Source organism: Streptomyces sp. CWNU-52B (assembly GCF_047444975.1).
Taxonomy (GTDB): domain Bacteria; phylum Actinomycetota; class Actinomycetes; order Streptomycetales; family Streptomycetaceae; genus Streptomyces.
On record NZ_JBLFJV010000006.1, the window covers coordinates 381089 to 401427 of the forward strand.

A 20339-nucleotide genomic window follows, 5' to 3' on the forward strand; every position below is an offset into this window, starting at 1 on the left:
GTGCAACCATCGGCTCTACCCGGAAGTCCCCAACCCCATGCGCGGAAAGCTAGGGTGTGGGGCTGAGATGGCCAGCGAGACCTGTGGGGAAGCCCGTGCGTGAATACCTCCTGACGCTCTGCATCACGGCCGCTGTGACGTACCTGCTGACCGGGCCGGTACGCAAGTTCGCGATCGTGGCCGGAGCGATGCCGGAGATCCGGGCACGTGATGTGCACCGAGAACCCACACCGCGGCTGGGGGGCATCGCGATGTTCTTCGGACTGTGCGCGGGCCTGCTGGTCGCCGACCACCTGACGAACCTCAGTGTGGTCTTCGAGAACTCCAACGAGCCGCGGGCCCTGCTGTCGGGTGCCGCCCTGATCTGGCTGATCGGGGTCCTGGACGACAAGTTCGAGATCGACGCCCTGATCAAGCTCGGCGGCCAGATGATCGCCGCGGGCGTCATGGTCATGCAGGGTCTGACGATCCTGTGGCTGCCGATCCCCGGTGTCGGCTCGGTCTCGCTGACCCAGTGGCAGGGCACGCTGCTGACCGTGGCACTCGTCGTGATCACCATCAACGCGGTGAACTTCGTCGACGGCCTCGACGGCCTCGCGGCCGGCATGGTGTGCATCGCGGCCGCCGCGTTCTTCATGTACGCCTACCGCATCTGGTACGGCTACGGCCTGGAGTCCGCGGCCCCGGCCACGCTGTTCTCCGCGATCCTCATGGGCATGTGCCTCGGTTTCCTGCCGCACAACATCCACCCCGCCCGCATCTTCATGGGCGACTCGGGTTCGATGCTCATCGGCCTGGTCCTGGCGGCCGGTGCCATCTCCATCACGGGCCAGATCGACCCCGACGCGATGAACCTGTTCGCGGGGTCCGAGAAGGAGGCCGTGCACCAGACGGTGCCCGTCTACATCCCGCTGCTGCTGCCGCTGACGATCATCGCCGTCCCGGCGGCCGACCTGGTGCTCGCCATCGTGCGGCGCACCTGGCGGGGTCAGTCCCCGTTTGCCGCCGACCGCGGGCACCTGCACCACCGTCTCCTCGAGATCGGGCACTCGCACAGCAGGGCCGTGCTGATCATGTACTTCTGGTCGGCGCTGATCGCCTTCGGAGCCCTCGCCTACTCGGTGAACTCGGGCGCCATGTGGATCGTGCTCGGCATCACGGCGCTCAGCGCGGTGGGCCTGCTCCTGCTCCTGCTGCCCCGCTTCACACCGCGGGCCCCGCGCTGGGCCGAGCACCTGGTGCCGCCCCGCTACCGCAGGCGCAAGGCCGTGGACGTGTCCATGGAGGGCGCCCCGGCGACGAGCGGGACGAGTGCGGGGACGCACGGCGGGGCCGGGGACGGTGCCGCCCAGGGCGCGGAGGGCCGTACTCCGGTGGCGGTCGGGGTCTCAGGAGTCAACGGGGCGACGGCTGTTGGTCCTCGTGAGCGTCTGCTGGAAGAGCGCAGGGCCGGTACGTCACGCTGACCCGGTAAGAATCGTGCAAGAGCCATCCATCGGATGGCTCCTCGAAAACGCCCCAATACCACACAAGTCGACTGCTTGGGCGCGCAGACGTGCATGTTCACTCTCATGTGTGACGCCAAGCACACCAACCAGGTAAAGACCTCATCAAATAGTTTGTGATACGGTTCACGAGAACCCGGGGCAGAGCCGAGGGACCGCAGTCTGACGGTTCGCCGGCGGTGAGGTTCTCTCTCTGTCCGGGACTACGCTCGTCCATGACGACACCTGCCCCCCCTTGAAGCAAAGCGGAGATGCCGCCATGCCCTCCAATGACGTCCGGACCCTTCTCCAGGCCGCTGTGCCCACAGCTGTCGTCGGCGCGATCGCCGCCGTCGTCAGTGGTGTGGTCGCAGGGGGCAAGGGGGTGGTCGGGGCGCTTGTGGCGACGCTGGTTGTGATCCTCTTCATGGGTATCGGGCTGTACGTTCTGCAGCGCACCGCCAAATCGCTTCCGCACCTGTTCCAGGCGATGGGTCTGATGCTCTACACGGCACAGATTCTTCTGCTGTTCATCTTTGTCGCCGCGTTCAAGAACACGACGCTGTTCAACCCGAAGGCCTTCGCGATCGCGCTCGTCGCCACCACGCTCGCGTGGATCGGTGCCCAGGCGCGTGCTCAGATGAAGGCCAAGATCCTTTACGTCGAACCCGACTCTTCGAAGGGCGAAAAGCCCGAAAAGACGGGGCACTCGTCGTGAGGGGTAGGGCCGGGATAAGTGCGCGTCGCAGACCCTGCTATCGTCCGGTGCCAACTGCGGCATCGCGGGCGCGGGCATCTGAGCTGACGCCTGCTCAATCGCGAGGCTTGATGCCCCCCAGCCGCCCTCACATCCGTAACACCAGTCCAGTGCCGAACCGCGGCTGCGCGCCGCGCCGACACAACGAGGTTGCCGTACCTATGCGCCACGCTGAAGGAGCCCGCGGTGAGTGCTGACCCGACGCAGGTGCTCGCCTTCGAGACCGACTGCCACCTTTTTGACGGGTGTGGCTTCCCGGCCCCGGGCCTGCACTCGTTTTTGTTTGAACCGCTCATGGGCGACGCCGACGGCAACGGCCTCTACTTCAACAAGCCCATGCTGCTCGCTCTGCTCGGTTCCATCATTGTGGTGGGCTTCTTCTGGGCCGCGTTCAGCAAGCCGAAGCTGGTCCCCGGCAAACTGCAGATGGTGGCCGAGGCCGGTTACGACTTCGTACGTCGCGGGATCGTGTACGAGACGATCGGCAAGAAGGAAGGCGAGAAGTACGTTCCGCTCGCCGTCGCGTTGTTCTTCTTCATCTGGATGATGAACGTCTGGTCGATCGTTCCGGTCGCCGCGTTCCCGGTCACCTCGATCATCGCGTATCCGATCGTCCTGGCCGCGATCGTCTACATCACCTGGGTGTCGCTGACCTTCAAGCGGCACGGCTTCGTCGGAGCCTTCAAGAACTTCACGGGCTACGACAAGTCGCTCGGCCCGGTGCTGCCGCTGGCCATGCTCATCGAGTTCTTCTCGAACCTGCTGGTCCGCCCCTTCACGCATGCTGTGCGACTCTTCGCGAACATGTTCGCGGGCCACACGCTGCTGCTGCTCTTCACGATCGCCAGCTGGTACATGCTGAACGGAATCGGCATCGCCTACTCGGCCGTGTCGTTCGTGATGGTCATCGTCATGACCGCCTTCGAGCTGTTCATCCAGGCTGTCCAGGCGTACGTCTTCGTACTGCTGACCTGCACCTTCATCCAGGGCGCGCTCGCCGAGCACCACTGAGTGCCGCTCTCACGAACCCCATAGTCGTCCGGTGGCCAACCCCCACCGGTTCGTAATGAGAAGGAAGAACTGGCATGTCTAACCTTGCTGCTGTCACCGGTGACCTCGGTTCCGTCGGTTACGGTCTCGCTGCCATCGGTCCCGGCGTCGGCGTCGGCATCATCTTCGGTAACGGCACCCAGGCGCTCGCTCGCCAGCCTGAGGCTGCCGGCCTGATCCGTGCCAACCAGATCCTCGGCTTCGCCTTCTGTGAGGCGCTCGCCCTCATCGGTCTGGTCATGCCGTTCGTCTACTAGACGAACCACGACGACCAGCCGTATTAGACGAAAGGCACTGATGTGAACCCCCTGGTTCAGCTGGCGGCCGAGGCGGAGAAGGAGAACCCCCTCATTCCGCCGTGGCCGGAGCTTGTCATCGGCCTGATCGCCTTTGTCATCGTCTTCGGTTTTCTCGCCAAGAAGCTCCTCCCGAACATCAACAAGGTTCTGGAGCAGCGCCGCGAGGCCATCGAGGGCGGTATCGAGAAGGCCGAGGCCGCTCAGACCGAAGCCCAGAGCGTGCTGGAGCAGTACAAGGCCCAGCTCGCCGAGGCACGGCACGAGGCCGCGCGTCTGCGCCAGGAGGCGCAGGAGCAGGGCGCCACGCTCATCGCCGAGATGCGCGCGGAAGGCCAGCGGCAGCGTGAGGAAATCATCGCCGCCGGTCACTCGCAGCTCGCCGCCGACCGCAAGGCCGCCTCGTCCGCGCTGCGCCAGGACGTGGGCCTGCTGGCCACCGAGCTGGCCGGCAAGCTCGTCGGTGAGTCCCTGGAGGACCACGCCCGGCAGAGCCGCACGATCGACCGGTTCCTCGACGGTCTCGACGAGACCGCTTCGAAGGCCGAGGCCACGCGATGAACGGAGCGAGCCGCGACGCACTGGCTGCCGCACGTGAGCGTCTCGACGCGCTGACGGACTCCCCGTCCGTCGACGTGACGAAGCTCGCCGAGGAGCTGGCCGCCGTCACCGTGCTGCTCGACCGTGAGGTGTCCCTGCGTCGGGTCCTCACCGACCCGGCGCAGGCCGGCGAGGCCAAGGCCGAGCTGGCCGGACGCCTGCTGAGCGGCCAGGTCAGCGCCACCACCGCCGACCTGGTGGCCGGTCTGGTGCGCGCCCGCTGGTCGCGCTCGCGCGACCTGGTCGACTCCGTCGAGGAGCTGGCCGACACCGCCGACCTCACGGCGGCGCAGAAGTCGGGCGCGCTCGACGACGTCGAGGACGAGCTGTTCCGGTTCGGCCGGATCGTCTCCTCCAACACGGGCCTGCGTGCCGCGCTGACCGACCGCGGTGCCACGGGCACGGCCAAGGGCGAGCTGCTGCGCAGCCTGCTCGGCGGTCGCGCGAACGCTGTCACCGAGCGGTTGGTCACGCGCCTTGTGACCGCGCCCCGGGGACGTAGCCTGGAGTCGGGACTGGAGTCCCTGTCCAAGCTCGCCGCCGAGCGCCGCAGCCGCATGGTCGCCGTCGTCACCTCGGCGGTCCCGCTGAGCGAACCGCAGAAGCAGCGCCTGGGCGCCGCCCTCGCGAAGCTCTACGGCCGCCCGATGCACCTCAACCTCGACGTGGACCCCGAGGTCCTCGGCGGGATCCGGGTGCAGGTCGGTGACGAGGTCATCAACGGTTCCATCGCGGACCGGCTGGAGGGCGTCAGCCGCCGCATGGCGAGCTAGCCGAGTCAGCAGCAACTCAATACGCGTAACAACACGTAGTCATACGCAGTCACTCAGTACTTACGGCCCTGGTTGGGCCGTGCAGAGGATTCCTGGGGGCCCGCGGCCCAGCCGCAAAGGGAAAACGCCCCAGACCCCCCAAGAAAACTTCGGGCCCAACAAGGAGAGCAGGGAACCCAGATGGCGGAGCTCACGATCCGGCCGGAGGAGATCCGGGATGCGCTGGAGAACTTTGTCCAGTCGTACAAGCCGGACGCGGCCTCGCGCGAGGAGGTCGGTACGGTCACCCTTGCCGGCGACGGCATCGCGAAGGTCGAGGGCCTTCCCTCGGCCATGGCCAACGAACTGCTGAAGTTCGAGGACGGCACTCTCGGCCTCGCGCTGAACCTGGAAGAGCGCGAGATCGGTGCGGTCGTCCTCGGCGAGTTCAGCGGTATCGAGGAGGGACAGCCGGTCACGCGTACCGGCGAGGTCCTGTCCGTGGCCGTCGGCGAGGGCTACCTCGGCCGCGTTGTCGACCCGCTCGGCACCCCGATCGACGGTCTCGGTGAGATCGAGACGTCCGGACGCCGCGCGCTCGAACTGCAGGCACCGGGCGTCATGGCCCGTAAGTCGGTGCACGAGCCGATGGAGACCGGCTACAAGGCCGTCGACGCGATGACCCCGATCGGCCGTGGCCAGCGTCAGCTGGTCATCGGCGACCGTCAGACGGGCAAGACCGCGCTGGCCGTCGACACGATCATCAACCAGCGTGACAACTGGCGCACCGGCGACCCGAAGAAGCAGGTCCGCTGCGTCTACGTCGCCATCGGTCAGAAGGGTTCGACCATCGCCTCCGTGCGTGGCGCCCTCGAAGAGGCCGGCGCGCTGGAGTACACGACCATCGTCGCCGCCCCGGCGTCCGACCCGGCCGGCTTCAAGTACCTGGCGCCGTACACCGGCTCGGCCATCGGCCAGCAGTGGATGTACGAGGGCAAGCACGTCCTCATCATCTTCGACGACCTCTCCAAGCAGGCCGACGCCTACCGCGCTGTGTCCCTGCTGCTCCGCCGTCCGCCGGGGCGCGAGGCCTACCCCGGTGACGTCTTCTACCTGCACTCCCGTCTCCTCGAGCGCTGCGCGAAGCTCTCGGACGAGATGGGCGCGGGCTCGATGACCGGTCTGCCGATCGTCGAGACCAAGGCCAACGACGTCTCGGCGTTCATCCCGACCAACGTCATCTCCATCACCGACGGCCAGTGCTTCCTGGAGTCGGACCTGTTCAACGCCGGTCAGCGCCCCGCGCTGAACGTCGGTATCTCCGTCTCCCGAGTCGGCGGTTCCGCGCAGCACAAGGCGATGAAGCAGGTCTCCGGCCGACTGCGCGTCGACCTCGCCCAGTTCCGTGAGCTGGAGGCGTTCGCCGCCTTCGGTTCCGACCTGGACGCCGCGTCGAAGTCGCAGCTGGACCGCGGTCAGCGGATGGTCGAGCTGCTCAAGCAGGCTCAGTACCAGCCGATGGCCACCGAGGACCAGGTCGTCTCCGTGTGGGCGGGTACCACCGGCAAGATGGACGAGGTCCCGGTCAACGACATCCGCCGCTTCGAGAAGGAGCTCCTGGAGTACCTGCACCGCAAGGAGCAGGGCCTCATGACCTCCATCAAGGAGGGCGGCAAGATGTCGGACGACACCCTGCAGGCCATCGCCGACGCGATCGCGGACTTCAAGAAGCAGTTCGAGACGTCGGACGGCAAGCTGCTCGGCGAGGACACCCCTGCCGCTGCGGGCAAGTGACGACGGAAGGGACCTGACTCATGGGAGCCCAGCTCCGGGTCTACAAGCGTCGCATCAAATCCGTCACCGCGACCAAGAAGATCACCAAGGCGATGGAGATGATCGCTGCCTCGCGCGTCGTCAAGGCGCAGCGCAAGGTGCGGGCCTCCACGCCGTACGCGACCGAGCTCACCCGCGCGGTCACGGCGGTCGGGACCGGTTCGAACACCCGGCATCCGCTCACCACGGAGGCCGAGACGGCGACCCGTTCCGCGGTGCTGCTCCTCACGAGCGACCGCGGGCTGGCCGGCGCCTTCAACTCCAACGCCATCAAGGCGGCGGAGCGGCTGACCGCCCGTCTCGAGGCCGAGGGCAAGGAGGTCGACACGTTCATCGTCGGCCGCCGTGGCCTCGCCCACTACAACTTCCGTGAGCGCAAGGTCATGGAGTCGTGGTCGGGCTTCACCGACGAACCCTCGTACGGGGACGCGAAGAAGGTCGCCGTCCCGCTGATCGAGGCCATCGAGAAGGAGACGGCGGAGGGCGGCGTGGACGAGATCCACATCGTCTACACCGAGTTCGTCTCGATGATGACGCAGACGGCGGTCGACAGCCGCCTGCTGCCGCTCAGCCTCGAAGAGGTGGCGGAAGAGTCGTCCTCGAAGGACGAGATCCTTCCGCTGTACGACTTCGAGCCGTCGGCGGAGGACGTCCTGGACGCTCTTCTGCCGCGGTACGTCGAGAGCCGTATCTACAACGCGCTGCTCCAGTCGGCTGCTTCCAAGCACGCCGCCACCCGCCGCGCGATGAAGTCGGCGACCGACAACGCGGGAGACTTGATCACCTCGCTCTCCCGCCTTGCCAACGCGGCCCGCCAGGCCGAAATCACCCAGGAAATCAGCGAGATCGTCGGTGGCACCGCAGCCCTGGCCGACGCGACCGCGGGGAGTGACAGGTAAATGACGACGACAGTTGAGACGGCCGTTGCCACGGGCCGCGTCGCCCGGGTCATCGGCCCGGTCGTCGACGTGGAATTCCCCGTCGACGCCATGCCGGAGATCTACAACGCCCTTCACGTCGAGGTGGCCGACCCGGCCGACGCCGGCGCGAAGAAGACGCTGACCCTTGAGGTCGCCCAGCACCTGGGCGACGGTCTGGTCCGCACCATTTCGATGCAGCCCACCGACGGTCTGGTCCGCCAGGCCGCGGTGACCGACACGGGCTCCGCCATCAGCGTGCCCGTCGGCGACTTCACCAAGGGCAAGGTCTTCAACACCCTCGGTGAGGTGCTGAACTCCGACGAGGAGTACCAGGGCGACCGGTGGTCCATCCACCGCAAGGCCCCGGCGTTCGACCAGCTCGAGTCGAAGACCGAGATGTTCGAGACCGGCCTGAAGGTCGTCGACCTGCTGACCCCGTACGTCAAGGGCGGCAAGATCGGTCTGTTCGGTGGTGCCGGTGTCGGCAAGACCGTGCTGATCCAGGAAATGATCATGCGTGTCGCCAACCTCCACGAGGGCGTCTCCGTCTTCGCGGGCGTCGGTGAGCGCACCCGTGAGGGCAACGACCTCATCGCGGAGATGGAGGAGAGCGGCGTTCTCGACAAGACCGCTCTTGTCTTCGGCCAGATGGACGAGCCGCCGGGTACCCGGCTGCGCGTGGCCCTGGCCGGTCTGACCATGGCGGAGTACTTCCGCGATGTGCAGAAGCAGGACGTGCTGTTCTTCATCGACAACATCTTCCGCTTCACGCAGGCCGGTTCCGAGGTCTCCACGCTGCTCGGCCGTATGCCGTCCGCGGTGGGTTACCAGCCGAACCTGGCCGATGAGATGGGTCAGCTGCAGGAGCGCATCACCTCGACGCGTGGTCACTCGATCACGTCGATGCAGGCGATCTACGTCCCCGCGGACGACCTGACCGACCCGGCCCCGGCCACCACGTTCGCCCACCTCGACGCGACGACGGTGCTTTCCCGTCCGATCTCCGAGAAGGGCATCTACCCGGCCGTGGACCCGCTGGACTCCACGTCCCGCATCCTGGACCCGCGCTACATCGCGCAGGACCACTACGACGCCGCCATGCGCGTCAAGACGGTCCTGCAGAAGTACAAGGACCTCCAGGACATCATCGCGATCCTCGGTATCGACGAGCTGGGCGAAGAGGACAAGCTCGTCGTCCACCGGGCCCGTCGCGTGGAGCGCTTCCTGTCCCAGAACACCCACGCCGCCAAGCAGTTCACCGGTGTGGACGGATCGGACGTCCCGCTGGAGGAGTCGATCGCGGCCTTCAACGCGATCATCGACGGCGAGTACGACCACTTCCCGGAGCAGGCGTTCTTCATGTGCGGTGGCATCGAGGACCTGAAGGGCAACGCCAAGGAACTCGGCGTTTCCTGAACCTCGCGTTCAGGATGAGGGGGCGGGCAGGTCCTGCCCCCTCGTCCACGCCCACGCGCCATCCCCGGGGCCCGGCACCTGTGGTGCTCGGAGCCCTATTAGACTTAGACCCAACACCCGGCGGCAACGGCCGGGTGGTGACCCGAGGAGCCCACCTTGGCTGCTGAGCTGCACGTCGAGCTCGTCGCCGCGGACCGCAGTGTCTGGTCCGGCGAGGCCACCCTGGTCGTCGCGCGCACCACGTCCGGCGACATCGGCGTCATGCCCGGTCACCAGCCGCTGCTCGGTGTGCTGGAGTCGGGCCCGGTGACCATTCGTACGAGTGAGGGCGGAACGGTCGTCGCCGCGGTGCACGACGGTTTCATCTCATTCGCTGACAACAAGCTGTCCCTGCTGGCCGAGATCGCCGAGCTGTCGGACGAGATCGACGTCCAGCGTGCGGAGCGGGCGCTCGAGCGCGCGAAGTCGGACGCGGACGCGTCCGCCGAGCGTCGCGCGGATGTCCGACTGCGGGCGGTGTCGGCGCACTGAGACCAGCGCGCAGAAGGAAGTGACTCAGCCGCGGCCAGGACCGGAGCTTTTCCGGACCGGGTCGCGGCTGAGGCGATGCGGGTGCTTTTTTCCTTTCCGTTACCTAGGAGACGAGGAGGTCGGTGTCGATGGTCCTCGCTCTGACTGTGGTCGGGTCGGTAGTACTGCTGGTGGCCCTCGGACTCTTCGTCTTCGGCCTGCGTCGCAGAGTGATCCAGCGCTCGGGCGGCACCTTCGACTGCAGCCTGCGCTGGAATGTCCCGGAGAAAGGTGACACCAGCGGCAAGGGCTGGGGTTACGGCATCGCCCGCTACAGCGGTGACCGGATCGAGTGGTTCCGCGTCTTCTCGTACGCGCTTCGGCCGCGCCGGGTGCTCGAACGTTCCGCGATCGAGGTGGCCGGCCGGCGGGCCCCCGAGGGGGAGGAGGAGCTGGCGCTGCTCTCCGACGCGATCATTCTGACGTGTGTTCATCGTGGTACGCGGCTTGAGCTGGCCATGAGCGAGGACGCGCTGACCGGATTTCTTGCCTGGCTCGAAGCTGCGCCGCCCGGGCAGCGAGTGAATGTGGCTTAGCCGTTCACTCGCTGCCCGGGCGGTCTTGGTTCAGCGCCGCTGGGGTCGTGTGGATTCTGCGGGTCCGTCGTGGCTGGTCGCGCAGTTCCCCGCGCCCTTCGGGGCTCGGGCCGCTAGTTGAGGCCGTTGTTGATGGCTGTCACCAGTTCGCCGTTGCCGGTGTCACCGCTGAACTCCCAGAAGAACGCGCCTCCCAGGCCCTGGCTCTTGGCCCAGGCCATCTTGGAGCCGATGGTGGCCGGGGTGTCGTAGCTCCACCAGTTGTTGCCGCAGTAGGCGTAGGCCGTGCCGGCGATCGTGCCGGTGGCGGGGCAGGAGCTCTTGAGGACCTTGTAGTCCTCGATGCCCGCCTCGTACGTGCCCGGAGCCGCGCCGGTCGCCGAGCCGCCGGGGGCGGCCTGGGTGACACCGGTCCAGCCACGTCCGTAGAAGCCGATGCCGAGCAGCAGCTTCTGCGCCGGTACGCCCTTGCTCTTGAGCTTGGCGATCGCGTCGGCCGAGTTGAAGCCGGCCGTCGGGATGCCGCTGTACGAGGTCAGCGGCGAGTGCGGGGCGGTCGGACCGTCCGCGTCGAAGGCGCCGAAGTAGTCGTACGTCATCACGTTGTACCAGTTGAGGGACGCCGAGGCGCCGCCGTAGTCGGCCGCGTCGATCTTGCCGCCGGCGGAGCCGTCCGCCGTGATGGCCGCGGTGACCAGGTAGCTGGAGCCGAACTCGGTGCGCAGTGCCTGGGTGAGGGTCTTGAAGGAGCTGAAGCCGGACGCGTCGCAGCTCAGGCCGCAGGCGTTCGGGTACTCCCAGTCGATGTCGATGCCGTCGAAGACGTCGGCCCAGCGCGGGTCCTCGACCAGGGCCTTGCAGGAGGCGGCGAAGGCGGCCGGGTTGGCGGCGGCCTCACCGAAACCGCCCGAGTAGGTCCAGCCGCCGAACGACCACAGCACCTTGATGTGCGGGTACTTGGCCTTCAGCTGGCGCAGCTGGTTGAAGTTGCCGCGCAGCGGCTGGTCCCAGGTGTCGGCGGTGCCGCTGACGGACTGGTCGGCGGTGTACGCCTTGTCGGTGGCGGCGTAGGCGTCGTCGAGGGTGCACTTGCCGCCCTTGACGTTGCCGAACGCGTAGTTGATGTGGGTGATCTTCGACGCGGAGCCGGAGCTGACCAGGTTCTTCACGTGGTAGTTGCGGCCGTAGACGCCCCACTCGGTGAAGTAGCCGAGCTTGACCTTGTCGCCGGTGGGCGGCGGGTCGGTGGTGCCGCCGGTGGTGTGCACGGCGGTCGCGCCGCTGACCGGGCCGGTCTGGTCGGCGGTGTCACGGGCCTGCACGGTGTACGAGTAGTCGGTGCCGGCGGTCAGGCCGGTGTCGCTGTACGAGGTCCCGGTCACCGTGGCGACCTTGGCGCCGTCGCGCAGGACGTCGTAGTTCTTGACGCCCTTGTCGTCGGTGGCCGCGCTCCAGGAGAGCTTCACCGAGGTGTTGGTGATGTCGGAGGCGGTGGGCTTGCCCGGCGCGGAAGGCGCGTTGTCGCCGGGGACCGAGGGGCCGCCGTCGCAACTGCCGCCGTTGAGCTTGCAGTTGGCGGGGGCGCCGGTGCCCGCGCCGTTGAAGCCGAAGGAGAGGGAGGCGCCCGGCGCGATCGTGCCGTTCCAGGACTTGTTCTTGGCGGTCCAGTGGGTGCCGGAGCTGGTGACGTCGGCGTCCCAGGCGGAGGTGACCGAGGTGCCCGAGGGGAAGTCCCACTCGACGGTCCAGGAGCTGAGGGCCGTGGTCCCGGTGTTCTTGACGGTCCACTTGCCTTCGAAGCCGGTGCCCCAGTCCTGGGTCTTGGCGTAGGTGGCGGTCGCCGACGTGGCGGCGGAGGCGGGGCTCGCGAGCCCTACCAGGGCGGCGAACGGCAGCAGCAGAGTGGTGAGTCCTGCGACGGCTCTCTGCCCGAATCTGGGGCCGGGTCTGTGCCCGGATCGGTGTCCGAGTCTGTGTCCGAGGCGCATCCGCGTCTCCTTGGGGGAGTTTTGTGAGGTGCGCAGGACAATAGAAAGGTCTGGACCAGAGGTCAATAGGTCCAGACCAGTGAGGGGGCGGGGTGCGACTACTTGTTACACGCCCAATTCCTGGGCCAGCACGGCCGCCTGGACCCGGCTGCGCAGCTCCAGCTTGCCCAGGAGGCGGCTGACGTGCGTCTTCACGGTGGCCTCCGCCATGTCGAGACGTACCCCGGTCTCCGCGTTGGACAGACCCTGGCCCAGGCAGGAGAGGACCTCCCGCTCCCGCGGGGTCAGCGCGTCCAGGACGGCGGGGTCGGCCGTCGGCTCTCGGACGGGCTTCGCGGCGAACTCGGCGATCAGCCGGCGGGTGACCGCCGGAGAGATCAGCCCTTCGCCGCCCGCCACCGTGCGCACAGCGTCGAGGAGTCGGCTCGCCTCGGTGTTCTTCAGCAGGAAGCCGGAGGCGCCCGCGCGCAGCGCGCCGAACACGTACTCGTCGAGGTCGAAGGTGGTCAGTACGAGGACGTCGGCGAGGTCCTCCCCGACGACCTGGCGGGTGGCGGAGACCCCGTCGAGGCGGGGCATCTGGACGTCCATCAGGACGAGGTCGGGCCGTAGTTCCCTGGCCAGGGCGACCGCCTGCTCACCGTCCGCGGCCTCGCCCACCACCTCGATGTCGGGGGCGCTGCCCAGGATGAGGACGAGTCCCGCGCGTACGGCGGACTGGTCCTCGGCGACGAGCACGCGGATCATGCGGTTTCTCCTTCGGTGATCGGGAGGGTGGCGCGGACCACCCAGGTCTTGCCGCCCGCCGCGTCCGCGGGGCCGGGTTCGGGGCCCGCCTCGAACGTGCCCTGCAGCAGGGCGGCCCGCTCCCGCATCCCGACCAGGCCCGCGCCCGAACCGGGGGCGCGCGGCCCGTCGTCCCGGGCGCCCCCGAAGGGGCTGGTCACGGAGACGTCCAGGGCGTGGTCGCGTCGGGCGAGGCGGACGGCGACCCGGCCGGGGGAGGCGTGCTTGAGGGCGTTGGTCAGGGACTCCTGCACGATGCGGTACGCGGCCAGTTCGACCGGGGCGGGGGCCGGGCGCGCGGTGCGGGTGATGTCGAGGTGGACGTCGAGACCGTTGGCGCGGGCGTGGTCCACGAGGGAGCCGACTCCGTCCAGGGTGGGCGCGGCGGCCGGCTCGGTGTCGCCGCTGCTGTCGCGCAGGATGCCGATGAGGCGGCGCATCTCGGCGAGCCCCTCGACGCTGTTCTCGCGGATCACACCGAGGGCCCGCTTCGAGGTGTCCGGGTCGTCGAGGGAGAGCGCGGCCGTGGAGTGGATGGCGATCGCCGACAGGTGGTTGGCCACCAGGTCGTGCAGCTCCCTTGCCATCCGGGCGCGTTCGGCGGTGACGGCCTGGGTGCGGTCGATCTCGGCGAGCAGGGCGGTCTGGTCGGCGCGCAGCCGGGCGGCCTCGGCGGCGTCGCGGTGGTTGCGGACGACCCAGCCGGTGGCGCCGGGGGTGAAGACCACGATCCCGATGACCACGCCGATGAGCAGTGCCTCCGGCTTCCGCCAGAGCGCGAAGGGCACCACGGTGGCGAGCACCGTGAGCAGTCCGCTGATCCACAGGAGCCGGCGGGCGCTGGTGGCTGCCCCGTACAGGACGACCGCGTACACCAGGTCCGTGAACATCACGATGGACACGAGGTTGCCCTCGGTGACGGTGTCGAGGGTCACCGCGGCGGCGCCCACCAGCAGGCCGGTGCGCGGGTGGGTCCTGCGCAGCAGCTCGCAGCCGGCGATCACGGCGAGCGGCAGCAGGATCGGCCAGCGGCCCGACCAGAGCACGATCGGGTCGTCGGCCGGGCGGCTGGCGAGACCGGCACCCCAGAAGAGGAGCCCGCCGGTCAGTCCCGCGAGCGCGATACGGACGTCGTCGCGGTGCGGGCGGGGGCGTCGCGTGGCCATGACTCCATCCAACACGCAGCGCCCGCTCGTCGCCTGATCCTGGGGGACGGTCCGTGAGTACATCGAAGGATGCAGGGCGAGTTCGTCACCGCCGACGACGAGCGGGGGCGGGGGGCACGGGAGCCTGGAAGGGAGATCGAGAGGAGTCAGCCGTGATCGTCACATTGATCGTCGTCTGCGAGGTCGGCTTCTGGGTGCTGCTGGCGGCGGGGCTGGGCTGCCGGTATCTGCTGCGGATGCCTCGTACGGGGCTCGCCCTGTTGCTGTGCGAGCCGCTGCTGGAGGTCGTGCTGCTGGTGGTCACGGCGCTGGACCTGAAGAACGGCGCCGAGCCGAACTGGGCGCACGGGCTGGCGGCGCTGTACATCGGGTACACCGTCGGGCACGGGCACCGGACGGTGAAGTGGCTCGACGGGCATGCGGCGCATCGGCTCGGCGGGGCGGGGAGGCCTGCGGTCGCGCCGCGGTACGGGATGCCTCGGGCGCGGCACGAGGGGAAGGTGTGGCTGGGGACGGTGGTGGCGGCTGGTGTCGCCACGGTGTTGTTGCAGCTCGCCATCTGGTACGTGGGGGATGCGGGGCGGACCGGGGCGTTGGAGAGCTGGCGGTTCACTGCGTGGCGGGTGGCCGGGGTTCACGGGGTGGTCGCGTTGACGTATCTGGTGTGGCCGAAGAAGGAGCCGGGGTCTGTTCCGGGGGAACTGACGAAACGGTGAGGGGGGAGAGGTGCGGGAGGGGAGGGAGAGGGGTGGCTGGGGTGGTGTGTCGGGTGCGGGTGGGTGGGGGCTGGTCGCGCAGTTCCCCGCGCCCCTGAAAGATTGCGCCGTTTCCCGCGCCCCTGGGACGACAAGGCTGCGCCGTTTCCCGCGGCCCTGAGACGACGAGGCTGCGCCGTTCCCCGCGCCCCTGAGACCTGCGCCCCCGGCGGCGTCAGCGTTTGCCGCCCGGGAGCCATAGGACGTCGCCGAGTTGCTTGTTCGCTGTTCTGGCCAGGATGAACAGGAGGTCGGAGAGGCGGTTGAGGTAGGTGGCCGTGAGGGGGTTCATCGTTTCGGCGTGGGACTCCAGGGCTCCCCAGGTCGAGCGTTCCGCCCGGCGGACCACCGTGCACGCCTGGTGGAGGAGGGCCGCGCCGGGGGTGCCGCCGGGGAGGATGAAGGAGCGGAGCTTCTCCAGGCGTTCGTTGAAGCGGTCGCAGTCCGCCTCCAGCTTGTCGATGTAGAACTGCTCGACCCGCAGGGGCGGGAACTCGGGGTTCTCGACGACCGGCGTGCAGAGGTCCGCACCCACGTCGAACAGGTCGTTCTGGACGCGGGAGAGGACCTTCACGACCTCCTCGTCGAGGTCCCCGAGGGCGATCGCCGTGCCGATGGCCGCGTTCGCCTCGTTGGCGTCGGCGTACGCCGAGATCCGCGGATCCGTCTTGGCGGTGCGGCTCATGTCGCCGAGGGCGGTGGTGCCCTGGTCGCCGGTCCTGGTGTAGATGCGCGTCAGATTGACCATGCGGCCAGCGTAGTGACGCCCCGGCTGTTCGGAACACTTCGGAACACGCGTACGCCTCACCGGTCACTCAACTAGGCCGTACGGGCGGCGGAATGAGCTGCCCGGTGTGATGTCCGTCAGATGAGACGTGACGCGCGTTACTTACCGGTCACACGGCACCGCACGGACGCTAAGGTCCGCCGGAGAGACAACTCGAGGGCGCGTTGTTCGAGGCTGTCTCGCGATGTCAACGCCAGTCGTCCCAGCCGGCCCCTCGCCGGCTGGGGTCCGGGGTCGCGCGGCAGCAGCCGCACATCGACGCGGCCCCCGGGAAGAAGCAGGGGAGTCGGACAGTGGCAGGGAAGCTCGCCGTCATCGGAGCCGGACTCATGGGGTCCGGTATCGCCCAGGTCGCCGCACAGGCCGGCTGGGACGTCGTCCTGCGGGATGTCACCGATGCGGCGCTCACCCGTGGCACCGACGGCATCAAGGCCTCGTACGACAAGTTCGTGAGCAAGGGGAAGCTGGACGCCGGCGCGGCCGAGGAGGCGCTGGGCCGCATCAGCACGACGACCGACCTGGACGCGGTCGCCGACGTCGACATCGTCGTCGAGGCCGTCTTCGAGAAGCTCGAAGTCAAGCACGAGATCTTCCGTACGCTCGACAAGCTGGTGAAGGACGAGACCGTACTCGCGTCCAACACCTCCGCCATCCCGATCACCAAGATCGCGGCGGCCACCGGGCGGCCGGAGCGGGTCGTCGGCGTGCACTTCTTCTCGCCGGTCCCGATGATGCAGCTCTGCGAGCTGGTCCGCGGGTACAAGACGAGTGACGAAACGCTTCGCCGCGCGCGGGAGTTCGCCGAGTCGGTCGGCAAGACCTGCATCGTCGTCAACCGCGACGTGGCCGGCTTCGTGACCACCCGGCTCATCTCGGCGCTCGTCGTCGAGGCGGCCAAGCTGTACGAGTCGGGCGTGGCCACCGCGGAGGACATCGACCTCGCCTGCAAGCTGGGCTTCGGGCACGCCATGGGACCCCTCGCCACCGCCGACCTCACGGGTGTCGACATCCTGCTGCACGCGGCGAGCAACATCTACACCGAGTCCCAGGACGAGAAGTTCGCTCCGCCGGAGCTGATGCGCCGGATGGTTGACGCCGGTGACATCGGGCGCAAGAGCGGGCAGGGCTTCTACGCGTACTGATCCACGCAACGTGATCCACGTGATCGATCCACGCAACTGATCCACGCAACTGATCCACGTACTGACTCCGTGGTGATCCTCGACCCGTCGCTCTGTCACTCGTCGGAGTGGTTTCGGTATCGGATCGCTTACAGAGGGCAACTTCTGCACCGGTATGGCAGTCAGTCCTTGCAACACAGGACGCAAAGAAGACGCTGAGGACGAATAAGCACTCTCGGGGAGCGCATATGTACATCAGGGGCGACCACGCCGAGCTGGTCGTCGGGGGCCGCCTCGACGTACGCAGCGCGGCGGACGCCCGTACGGTCCTGCACTCGGCAGTCGACGACGGAGTCGGCGACCTGGTGCTCGACCTGTCAGAGCTGGACTCCTGGGACGCCACCGGACTCGGCGTCATCATGGGGGCCCACCGGCGGGCGGGGCGGTGCGGCCGGACGCTTGTGCTGCGCGGCGTCCCGCCGCAGATGCAGCGCCTGCTGGTGGCCACCCGGCTCCACCGCATCCTGGCGATCGAGGGCGGCATCGGGGTCGAGTCACTGCCCCGGGTCTGACTCCCTCCTTCTCCGTACGCGGCCCCGCGTCACTGCCGCAAACGGCGAAGACCGGACGGGGACCGGATGGGAAGCGACGTACGAAACCCGTACCTCGCGAACAATCCTCACGAAGCTGTGACGTCTCGGACGGCGCGGTACCCCGTGTGTTCATAGATACTGTGCGAAGGTTTAGGGTTCGGCTGCCCGCAACTTCAGAACCCGTGAGCGGGCACCGGACCAGAAGCGACAGCGCGGTGTGCGGCAGGCCGGGAGGGGCTCGGCACACGACGCTTTTGGGGGGCTTGGACCTATGGACCCGACAAACCGGGGACCCGAAGAGTACGGCCACGACGACGGCTCGGCGCCGCGACAGCGCCCACCGCGTGATCCTTTGACGCACGCGCTGGGGCAGGGCGGTGCCCAGCACACACCCGCTCCGGCCCGTACCGTCCGACTGGTCGCGGGCGATCACCTGGTGACCGTCAATCCCGTCGACGGCAGCGAGATCGAGCTCTGCCCGCCGGGCGAGCGGCCGCCGCGGCCCACGAAGTTCAGTGCGTCCGACCGGGCCGACCTGGCCCGCGCCGCACGGCCTCCCGTACCGCCGGGGGCCCCGCAGCACAGACTTCCGCTCCTGGAGCGTCAGGAGGAGCGTGAGCGGCTCGTACGCCTGCTCGCGCGCGGCCGCTCCGTACGGCTCACCGCGGCCTCGGGCTCGGGCCGCACCGTTCTGCTGGACGCCGTCGCCGACGACTGCGCGGACCTCGCGCCCGACGGCGTGATCCGGCTCAGCGGCCATCGCCGCACGGCGGACGATCTGCTGCACGGACTGTTCGCCGCCGTCTACGACGCGCCGCTGCACCGACCGGAACAGGACGAACTGCTCGCACTCGTCCGCGACATCGGCGCGGTCGTCGTCCTGGACGACGTGGAGTTCGGCGGCGCCGCGCTCGACGACCTGCTCGACGCGGCGCCCGAGTGCGCCTTCCTGGTCGCCGCGACCCCCGAGGTCGCCGCGCCGTCCGCCGACTCGCTCCTCGAAGAGGTCTTCCTCGGCGGTCTCGGCCGCGCCGGAGGCCTCGAACTCCTCGAACGTGCCGTCGGCCGCGTCCTGACCGAGGAGGAGGCCAACTGGGCGGGTGACCTCTGGTTCGAGTCCGAGGGACTCCCGCTGCGGTTCGTCCAGGCCGGCGCCCTGCTGCGCCAGCGCGACCAACTGCGCGCCGACCCGGACGCCTTCGGCGAGGCCGGCGGCTATCCGGACGCCCGTCCCGACACGTACTCCGACCCGTACTCCGGCACCTACGACGACGCGGCCACGCAGCCGCCCCCGGACGCCGAGGACAGCCCCGACGTGCCGCTGCCCTCGCTCGCCGAGGGTGCCGCGCCCGCCGCGCTGCTCGCCTCCCGGCTCGGCGAGTCGGCCCGCGCCACGCTGCGCTTCGCCGTCGCGCTGGGCGGCGAGGTGCCGCACCAGGCGCATCTGCCCGCCCTCGTCGGACACACCCACGCGGACGCCGCGCTCGCGGAGCTCGTGGGCTGCGCGCTGCTCACCCCGGTCGGATCGCACTACCGGCTCGCGGCCGGCGTACAGACCCAGCTGGAGGCCGTGGGGTACGCGGCCGAGGCTCCGGCGACGGCCCTGGCCGCCGCCCGGCACTACACCTGGTGGGCCGGACATCCGTCCGTCACGCCGGAGCGGGTCGCCGCCGAGGCGGACGCCGTGCTCGCCGCGCTGGCCGCCCTGGTGCCGCTCACGGCGCCGCCGGCCGAGGACGAGGAGAGCGCCCCCGCGGTGGCGCTGGCCAGGACCGCGGCGCCCGCCTTCGCCGCGGGACTGCACTGGAGCGCCTGGGAGCGCGCGCTGCGCTCGGGGAGCGAGGCGTCCCGGCTCGCCGGCGAGGTCTCGGATCAAGCCTATTTCCACCACGAGTTGGGCGTCCTCGCGCTCTGCGGCGGACAGTTCGACCGGGCCCGTGCCGAGCTGGAGGCCTCCATCGGCCTGCGCGGCGCCCTCTCCGACAAGCGGGGCACCGTCGCGGGCCGGCGCGCCCTCGCCCTGGTGGCGGACCGCACCGGGACCACACCGCCCACGGGCATCGGTCCCATGGCGGGCGAGGAGGTGCCCGACGCGCGGTACGAGGAGTCGGCGTCGCCGCCCGGCGGCGTACCGGCCGCGTTCGCGGCGGTCCCCTCGCTGCAGGGCCCCGGCGAGCCCGCCACCCTGATCACGCACCGCGGCGGTCCCGCCGCCCCGGCGAAGGCCCGCGGGGTCGGGGGCCGTCTGGTCAACGGCACCCGGCGCAATCTGGTGGCCGTCGGAGCGGGCGCCCTGCTCGCCGCCGTGCTCGGCACGGTGGTGACGCTCGGCGCGACCTCCAACCCGGACGACAACGCCCCCGCGGAGAAGGTCGGCACCAACCCGTCGGCCACCGCGGGCGACGAGGACGGCGGGCTCGACGCCGACCGGCCGAAGAAGGGCAGCAGCGACGTGGAGCCGGTGGCTCCGCCGACCGACGCGGGAGAGGACGGCGTCCTGGGGACCGCGGACGACCCGACGCCGACGTCGACGGGCGAGCCGTCGGACGACCCGAGCGGGTCGAAGGAGCCGAGCCCGACCAAGTCCACGACGAAGCCGCCGACCTCCAGCAAGCCGCCGACGACCAAGCCGCCGACCACGAAACCGCCGACCACGCCGCCGAGTTCGCCGACCGACCCGCCCGAGTCGCCGGATCCCACCGACGACCCCACGGACCCTCCGTCGTCACCGGACACCTCCGACTCGGCCAGCGGCCCCGCGTCCAGCCCCGCCGAGAGCAGCGGCCCCGCGAGCAGCCCGGCGGACAGCGGCCCGTCAGGCTCGCCGACGGTGATCTGAGCCGGACACAGAGCGGTGGGCCGGGTCCTGTGGAAGGACCCGGCCCACCGTCATGTCGTGGCGATGCCGTGCGGTCGAGGCCGTGGCGCG

At 69.2% G+C, this 20339-nt stretch carries 19 protein-coding genes; 15 read left to right on the forward strand and 4 right to left on the reverse strand.

Going from position 1 to position 20339, the window contains the following annotated elements; all coding sequences use genetic code 11:
• The first annotated feature begins 95 nt into the window (after window positions 1-95).
• The 11 genes from ACLVWQ_RS09120 to ACLVWQ_RS09170 all read left to right on the forward strand — a co-directional run bounded on the left by ACLVWQ_RS09120 (window position 96) and on the right by ACLVWQ_RS09170 (window position 10214).
• Entirely contained in the window at window positions 96-1466 is a 1371-nt protein-coding gene (locus ACLVWQ_RS09120; RefSeq protein WP_414107720.1) for an MraY family glycosyltransferase, read from the forward strand.
• A gap of 298 nt (window positions 1467-1764) precedes the next feature.
• Window positions 1765-2202 (forward strand): hypothetical protein, encoded by a 438-nt coding sequence (locus tag ACLVWQ_RS09125; protein WP_414107721.1) that lies wholly within the window; start codon window positions 1765-1767, stop codon window positions 2200-2202.
• Window positions 2203-2412: 210 nt separating this feature from the next.
• Window positions 2413-3252: a F0F1 ATP synthase subunit A gene (gene atpB / locus ACLVWQ_RS09130; protein ID WP_414107837.1), complete on the forward strand. Its 840-nt coding sequence runs from the start codon at window positions 2413-2415 to the stop codon at window positions 3250-3252.
• Between the two features lie 74 nt (window positions 3253-3326).
• The gene (gene atpE, locus ACLVWQ_RS09135) at window positions 3327-3548 is read left to right on the forward strand and encodes an ATP synthase F0 subunit C (protein ID WP_004925497.1); all 222 of its coding nucleotides are present in this window, start codon (window positions 3327-3329) and stop codon (window positions 3546-3548) included.
• 42 nt (window positions 3549-3590) lie between these two features.
• Entirely contained in the window at window positions 3591-4148 is a 558-nt protein-coding gene (locus tag ACLVWQ_RS09140; protein ID WP_414107722.1) for a F0F1 ATP synthase subunit B, read from the forward strand.
• The gene (locus ACLVWQ_RS09145) at window positions 4145-4960 is read left to right on the forward strand and encodes a F0F1 ATP synthase subunit delta (RefSeq protein ID WP_414107723.1); all 816 of its coding nucleotides are present in this window, start codon (window positions 4145-4147) and stop codon (window positions 4958-4960) included. Before ACLVWQ_RS09140 ends, ACLVWQ_RS09145 begins: the two co-directional genes overlap by 4 nt.
• Before the next feature lie 180 nt (window positions 4961-5140).
• A complete protein-coding gene (atpA, locus tag ACLVWQ_RS09150) occupies window positions 5141-6733 on the forward strand; it encodes a F0F1 ATP synthase subunit alpha (RefSeq protein WP_414107724.1) in 1593 nt (530 codons plus the stop codon).
• Window positions 6734-6753: 20 nt separating this feature from the next.
• Complete coding sequence (locus ACLVWQ_RS09155) at window positions 6754-7671, forward strand: F0F1 ATP synthase subunit gamma (RefSeq protein WP_414107725.1); 918 nt, start codon at window positions 6754-6756, stop codon at window positions 7669-7671.
• Window positions 7672-9108, forward strand: a complete 1437-nt coding sequence (atpD, locus tag ACLVWQ_RS09160) for a F0F1 ATP synthase subunit beta (RefSeq protein ID WP_414107726.1) — start codon at window positions 7672-7674, stop codon at window positions 9106-9108.
• A 156-nt stretch (window positions 9109-9264) separates the two neighbouring features.
• On the forward strand, window positions 9265-9639 hold the full coding sequence (locus tag ACLVWQ_RS09165; protein WP_414107727.1) for a F0F1 ATP synthase subunit epsilon: 375 nt from the start codon (window positions 9265-9267) through the stop codon (window positions 9637-9639).
• 128 nt (window positions 9640-9767) lie between these two features.
• Window positions 9768-10214, forward strand: a complete 447-nt coding sequence (locus ACLVWQ_RS09170) for a DUF2550 domain-containing protein (protein ID WP_414107728.1) — start codon at window positions 9768-9770, stop codon at window positions 10212-10214.
• A gap of 113 nt (window positions 10215-10327) precedes the next feature.
• On the opposite strand, the gene ACLVWQ_RS09175 is transcribed toward ACLVWQ_RS09170, so the two are convergent.
• The 3 genes from ACLVWQ_RS09175 to ACLVWQ_RS09185 all read right to left on the reverse strand — a co-directional run bounded on the left by ACLVWQ_RS09175 (window position 10328) and on the right by ACLVWQ_RS09185 (window position 14154).
• Window positions 10328-12202 carry a glycosyl hydrolase family 18 protein gene (locus tag ACLVWQ_RS09175; protein ID WP_414107729.1) on the reverse strand — a complete coding sequence of 625 codons (1875 nt, stop codon included), beginning with the start codon at window positions 12200-12202 and terminating at the stop codon, window positions 10328-10330.
• A gap of 105 nt (window positions 12203-12307) precedes the next feature.
• Window positions 12308-12949 carry a response regulator gene (locus tag ACLVWQ_RS09180; RefSeq protein WP_414107730.1) on the reverse strand — a complete coding sequence of 214 codons (642 nt, stop codon included), beginning with the start codon at window positions 12947-12949 and terminating at the stop codon, window positions 12308-12310.
• Window positions 12946-14154, reverse strand: coding sequence for a sensor histidine kinase (locus tag ACLVWQ_RS09185; protein WP_414107731.1), 1209 nt, complete (start codon window positions 14152-14154; stop codon window positions 12946-12948). The genes ACLVWQ_RS09180 and ACLVWQ_RS09185 overlap by 4 nt, the downstream gene beginning before the upstream one ends.
• 152 nt (window positions 14155-14306) lie before the next feature.
• Between ACLVWQ_RS09185 and ACLVWQ_RS09190 the strand changes: the two genes are divergently transcribed.
• Window positions 14307-14870, forward strand: a complete 564-nt coding sequence (locus tag ACLVWQ_RS09190) for a hypothetical protein (protein WP_414107732.1) — start codon at window positions 14307-14309, stop codon at window positions 14868-14870.
• Between the two features lie 214 nt (window positions 14871-15084).
• Here ACLVWQ_RS09190 and ACLVWQ_RS09195 read toward each other — a convergent pair whose 3' ends face one another.
• Window positions 15085-15657 carry a cob(I)yrinic acid a,c-diamide adenosyltransferase gene (locus ACLVWQ_RS09195; RefSeq protein ID WP_414107733.1) on the reverse strand — a complete coding sequence of 191 codons (573 nt, stop codon included), beginning with the start codon at window positions 15655-15657 and terminating at the stop codon, window positions 15085-15087.
• Window positions 15658-15989: 332 nt separating this feature from the next.
• Between ACLVWQ_RS09195 and ACLVWQ_RS09200 the strand changes: the two genes are divergently transcribed.
• The 3 genes from ACLVWQ_RS09200 (at window position 15990) to ACLVWQ_RS09210 (ending at window position 20249) form a co-directional block, all read left to right on the forward strand.
• Window positions 15990-16838 carry a 3-hydroxyacyl-CoA dehydrogenase family protein gene (locus tag ACLVWQ_RS09200; protein ID WP_414107734.1) on the forward strand — a complete coding sequence of 283 codons (849 nt, stop codon included), beginning with the start codon at window positions 15990-15992 and terminating at the stop codon, window positions 16836-16838.
• A gap of 227 nt (window positions 16839-17065) precedes the next feature.
• Window positions 17066-17389 (forward strand): STAS domain-containing protein, encoded by a 324-nt coding sequence (locus tag ACLVWQ_RS09205; protein ID WP_414107735.1) that lies wholly within the window; start codon window positions 17066-17068, stop codon window positions 17387-17389.
• A gap of 292 nt (window positions 17390-17681) precedes the next feature.
• Window positions 17682-20249, forward strand: coding sequence for an ATP-binding protein (locus ACLVWQ_RS09210; RefSeq protein WP_414107736.1), 2568 nt, complete (start codon window positions 17682-17684; stop codon window positions 20247-20249).
• Window positions 20250-20339: the final 90 nt, after the last annotated feature.